This window comes from Aestuariivirga sp., assembly GCF_044239095.1.
GTDB lineage: Bacteria > Pseudomonadota > Alphaproteobacteria > Rhizobiales > Aestuariivirgaceae > Aestuariivirga.
Genome location: NZ_JBIICB010000332.1, coordinates 1 through 4,280, shown reverse-complemented (window position 1 = coordinate 4,280; position 4,280 = coordinate 1). Strand labels below are relative to the sequence as shown.

The following is a 4,280-nucleotide window of genomic DNA, read 5'->3' as shown; positions in this document are numbered from 1 at the left end:
CGTCCTTCGCCTTGATGATGTCCTCGACGCTCGCGACCTTTGCGCCCACCTCGGCCGCAAGATCCTCAGCGGCCTTCGGCAGCGCATCCGCCAGATAGGCCACCGTGGCCTTGCCCGAGGCGGCAATCGTCCGCGCGTGGACCTTGCCGATGCGGCCTGCTCCCAAAACGCCAAATCTCAACATCTGCATCCTCCGTATTCAATCTGGTTCCACACCCGCCATGGAACAAATATTCTGATTTGACTTCAATTTGGAATTATTGTTTCGTAAAGTCAAGGCAGCAGGGATATTCTCGGAGTACATTATGGCATCGGCTTCAAGCCCCCGGAAGCGACTGGATGTGATCACCATCGGGCGGTGCTCCGTCGACCTCTATGGCCAGCAGATCGGCTCCCGGCTTGAGGATGTCACCTCTTTCGCCAAGTCCATTGGGGGGTGCCCTTCGAACATCGCCATCGGCACGGCGCGGCTGGGCCTCAGGTCCGGCGTGATCACCCGCGTCGGCGACGAACAGATGGGCCGCTTCGTCAAGGAGCAGATGGCACGCGAAGGCGTGGCGCTCGACGGGATCGCGACAGACCCGCAGCGCTTGACCTCGCTCGTCCTCCTGTCGGTCGAGAACGACAAGACCTTCCCGCTGATCTTCTATCGTGACAATTGCGCTGACGGCGCCCTCTCGGAGGACGACATCGACGAGGATTTCGTGATGTCCTCCAGTTCCGTGCTGGTGACGGGCACGCATTTCGCCAAGCCCCACACCGATGCCGCGCAGCGCAAGGCGATGCGGATCGCCAGAGCCCATGGCGCGAAGGTGATCCTCGACATTGACTACCGCCCCAATCTCTGGGGGCTTGCAGGCCATGCGGCAGGAGAAGAGCGCTACATCAAGTCGGACAAGGTGTCGGAACACCTGAAGTCCATCCTGGCGGACTGCGACCTGGTCGTTGGCACCGAAGAGGAAGTGCACATCGCCGCGGGCAGCGAGGACACGCTGGAAGCACTGCGCATCATCCGCGCGCTTTCCGATGCGGTGATCGTGCTGAAGCGCGGGCCGATGGGCTGCGTGGTCTATCCCGGTGACATTCCCGATGCGCTGGACAAGGGCATCGTGGGCACCGGCTTCCCGATCGAGGTGTATAATGTGCTGGGTGCGGGCGACAGCTTCATGTCCGGCTTCCTGCGCGGCTGGCTCAGGGGCGAGGACCATGCGACCAGCGCCACCTGGGCCAATGCCTGCGGCGCCTTTGCGGTGTCGCGGCTGCTGTGTTCGCCGGAAATTCCGACCTGGGAGGAGCTGCAGTTCTTCCTGACCCAAGGAAGCCCGCACAAGGCCCTGCGCAAGGACGAGGCCATCAACCACGTGCACTGGGCAACGACGCGCCGCGCCCAGCCGGACCGGCTGCTGGCACTGGCCATCGACCACCGCATGCAGATGGAGAAGATGGCCGATGATGCGGGTGCCCCCCGTGACCGCCTCAATACCTTCAAGCGCCTCGCCATTGCAGCGATCGCGCGCGTCTCGAAGGGCGAGCCGGGCTTCGGCACGCTGCTGGACGATGTCTATGGGCGCGAGGCGATGTTCGATGCGGCGAAGCTCGGCCTGTGGGTGGGCCGGCCGCTGGAACAGCCCGGCTCACGGCCGTTGCGCTTCGAGTTCACGCAGGACGTGGGCGCGCGGCTGGTCGAATGGCCGGTGACGCATACCATCAAGTGCCTGTCCTTCTATCATCCGGATGATCCGGCGGAGCTGAAGGCGGAACAGTCACAGAAGCTCCGGACGCTCTATGAGGCCGCGCGCAAGGTGGGCCGCGAATTGCTGATCGAGATCATTGCGGGAAAGCACGGGCCGCTCGACGACACGACCATCGCGCGCGCGCTGGACGAGCATTATGCGCTGGGCATCAAGCCCGACTGGTGGAAGCTGGAGCCGCAGGCCTCACCCCGGGCCTGGCAGAATATTTCAGCGGTCATCACCAAGCATGATCCCTGGTGCCGGGGCGTCGTGCTGCTGGGCCTGGATGCGCCGGAGGAGGAGCTGGCGAGAGGCTTCGCCGCCGCCGCGGAGCAGCCGGCAGTGAAGGGCTTCGCGGTGGGGCGCACCATTTTCAGTTCGGCTGCGCAGAAATGGCTGCGCGGACAGATGACGGACGAGGCCGCAACGGCCGACATGGCGGAGCGCTTTGCGAGCCTCGTTGCGATCTGGAACGGCGTGCGCTAGGCCCAACTGACGAGGAGTGCTGGACATGTCGAAGCTCAAGATCCATCCCACCCGTGAGCATGGCCGCATTGTGCATGTAACGCCCGCCAGCGCGGGCTGGACGCATGTGGGTTTCGACGTCTGGAAGCTGAAGCCCGGCGAAGAGGCGGCGGGTGGCGAAGCGGGCCGCGAGGTGTGCCTCGTGTTCATCGGCGGCAAGGCGCATGTTTTTGCGGGCAGCGAGGACTTCGGCGTGCTGGGCGAGCGCAACTCACCCTTCGAGGGCAAGCCCTGGTCGGTCTATATTCCGGCGGGCATGACGTGGCGCGTGGCCGCGCAGAACGACGTGACGCTTGCCGTCTGCACCGCACCGGGCGAGGGCGGCAAGCATCCAGCACGCGTCATCGGCCCCGGCGCGCTGCACCAGGAGACGCGCGGCAAGGGAACCAACACGCGGCACGTCACCAACATCATTCCCGAATGGGAGCCGGCGGAGGGTCTTCTCGTCGTCGAGGTGATCACGCCGGGCGGTTGCACATCCTCCTACCCGCCGCACAAGCATGACACGGACAATCTTCCCCACGAGTCGCTGCTGGAGGAAACCTACTATCATCGCATCAACCCGCCACAGGGCTTCGCCTTCCAGCGCGTCTACACCGATGACCGCTCGCTCGACGAGGCCATGGCCGTGGAGGATGGCGACGTGACGCTAGTGCCCAAGGGCTACCACCCCTGCGCCACGACACACGGCTATGATCTCTATTACCTGAACGTGATGGCTGGCCCGAAGCGGACGTGGAAGTTCTATAATGCCCCGGAGCATCAGTGGCTGCTGAAGGCATGAACCGGCAGGCCGGAACGCGCGCCAAGACCTCTCAGGGCGCTTCGACGCACTCGTACCAGATGCGCGGGCGCTGCCGCTGGCCCTCGAAGGGTGCAAGGCGGCGGAGCACGGCTCTTTCACCGAAGGCGGCGCAGCGCGTCTCGGACGCGAAGACCACGCGGCCATCTTCCTGGATCGTGTCGCCTGACCGGTATTTTTCATAGATCACGACGGCGAAGCGGCGCGCGCGTGCCTCAGCCTGCACGGGGGCAGGCTCAGCTGATGCGATGACCTGCGGCCTCGCCTTGGGGATCGGCACAGGCACGGAAGGCGCCGAGGCTGGCTCGGCCGCGACGTCCTCTTCCGGCGGAAGAGGCGATGCGTCTGGTGCGGGCTCGTCCAGCATCGAGGTACCAAACAGCGGTGGCGTTTGAGGCAGGGCAGCCTGCTGCTGGGGCTGGGCCGCTGGTTTCGCCTTGGGGGCAGGCTCGGGTTGCGCGACCTGCGGAGGCGGGGGCTCCGCGGCAGGCGGACCCGGCGCGTTGCTGAGGTAAAGGCTGGCGGCGCCGCCCGCGACCGCCATCAGCAACCCTGAGACAACGAGGAATGGTCCCATGTCCTTGAGGCTGATGGCGAAGCGCCGTGCCCCCGTCTTGCCGCCGCGGCGCTCCGGACGGATGTTGCCAAGGTCGGGAGGAGGCGGCGGCGGAGCGCCTGTGGCGGCGGTGATCTTGCGCTGCTTCCGCGCCAGATGCTCATCAAGTTCGCGCTGGGTGGCATCGAGCAGTTCGAGATCGTAGCGGCTGCGGCCCTCAGGACTGCCAAGCACCTCATATGCCTGCTGAATCGCCGCGAAGCGATCCGCCGAGGCGGTGCCGGTGGTGGCGCCTGTATCCGGGTGATACTTCTTCGCCAGCGCGCGGTAGGCAGCGGCAATCACCTCCTGGTCGGCGGAGGGATCGATACCGAGCGCGGCATAGTGATCGGGAAAGGCAGTCATTGTCGCTGGGCGGTTCCTTTTGGAAATGCCATCATTCTCGACAGTCTCATCCGGTAAATTCGCGGCGGAATTCAGGCTTCCTGCTGACGGCGCTCGGCGACGGCGACGGCGAGCGTCATGGCAAGCGTCAGAGTGGCGGCCATGGACCGGAAGCCCTCGAAATTTGCTTCGCTGACTTCAATCCAGGGCTCTGCAATCTGTGCGAGAGGGGAGAAGGGGCTGTCGGTGATGGCCACCACAGGAACCTGCCGGGCAGCCG

General features: G+C 65.1%; 4 protein-coding genes and 1 pseudogene. 2 read left to right on the top strand and 3 right to left on the bottom strand.

Annotation, left to right across the window (positions count from 1 at the left end; all coding sequences use genetic code 11):
• The coding region (locus tag ACILRA_RS20490; protein ID WP_395663904.1) for a Gfo/Idh/MocA family oxidoreductase at window positions 1-184 on the bottom strand (184 nt) is incomplete at its 3' end.
• A gap of 121 nt (window positions 185-305) precedes the next feature.
• Between ACILRA_RS20490 and iolC the strand changes: the two genes are divergently transcribed.
• Together iolC and iolB are read left to right on the top strand one after the other, a co-directional pair.
• Complete coding sequence (iolC, locus tag ACILRA_RS20485; RefSeq protein WP_395663903.1) at window positions 306-2,219, top strand: 5-dehydro-2-deoxygluconokinase; 1,914 nt, start codon at window positions 306-308, stop codon at window positions 2,217-2,219.
• 25 nt (window positions 2,220-2,244) lie between these two features.
• Window positions 2,245-3,042 (top strand): 5-deoxy-glucuronate isomerase, encoded by a 798-nt coding sequence (gene iolB / locus ACILRA_RS20480; protein ID WP_395663902.1) that lies wholly within the window; start codon window positions 2,245-2,247, stop codon window positions 3,040-3,042.
• A 31-nt stretch (window positions 3,043-3,073) separates the two neighbouring features.
• Here iolB and ACILRA_RS20475 read toward each other — a convergent pair whose 3' ends face one another.
• Both ACILRA_RS20475 and ACILRA_RS20470 read right to left on the bottom strand, forming a co-directional pair.
• Window positions 3,074-4,021, bottom strand: coding sequence for a J domain-containing protein (locus ACILRA_RS20475; RefSeq protein WP_395663901.1), 948 nt, complete (start codon window positions 4,019-4,021; stop codon window positions 3,074-3,076).
• Window positions 4,022-4,092: 71 nt separating this feature from the next.
• A pseudogene (locus ACILRA_RS20470) lies at window positions 4,093-4,280 on the bottom strand (RpiR family transcriptional regulator); the annotation flags it as partial.

What these genes read in the sequence shown, in the direction of transcription:
- iolB (WP_395663902.1), top strand. Translation starts at nt 2,245, where the DNA reads ATGTCGAAGCTCAAGATCCATCCCACCCGTGAGCATGGCCGCATTGTG.
- iolC (WP_395663903.1), top strand. Translation starts at nt 306, where the DNA reads ATGGCATCGGCTTCAAGCCCCCGGAAGCGACTGGATGTGATCACCATC.
- ACILRA_RS20475 (WP_395663901.1), bottom strand. Translation starts at nt 4,021, where the DNA reads ATGACTGCCTTTCCCGATCACTATGCCGCGCTCGGTATCGATCCCTCC.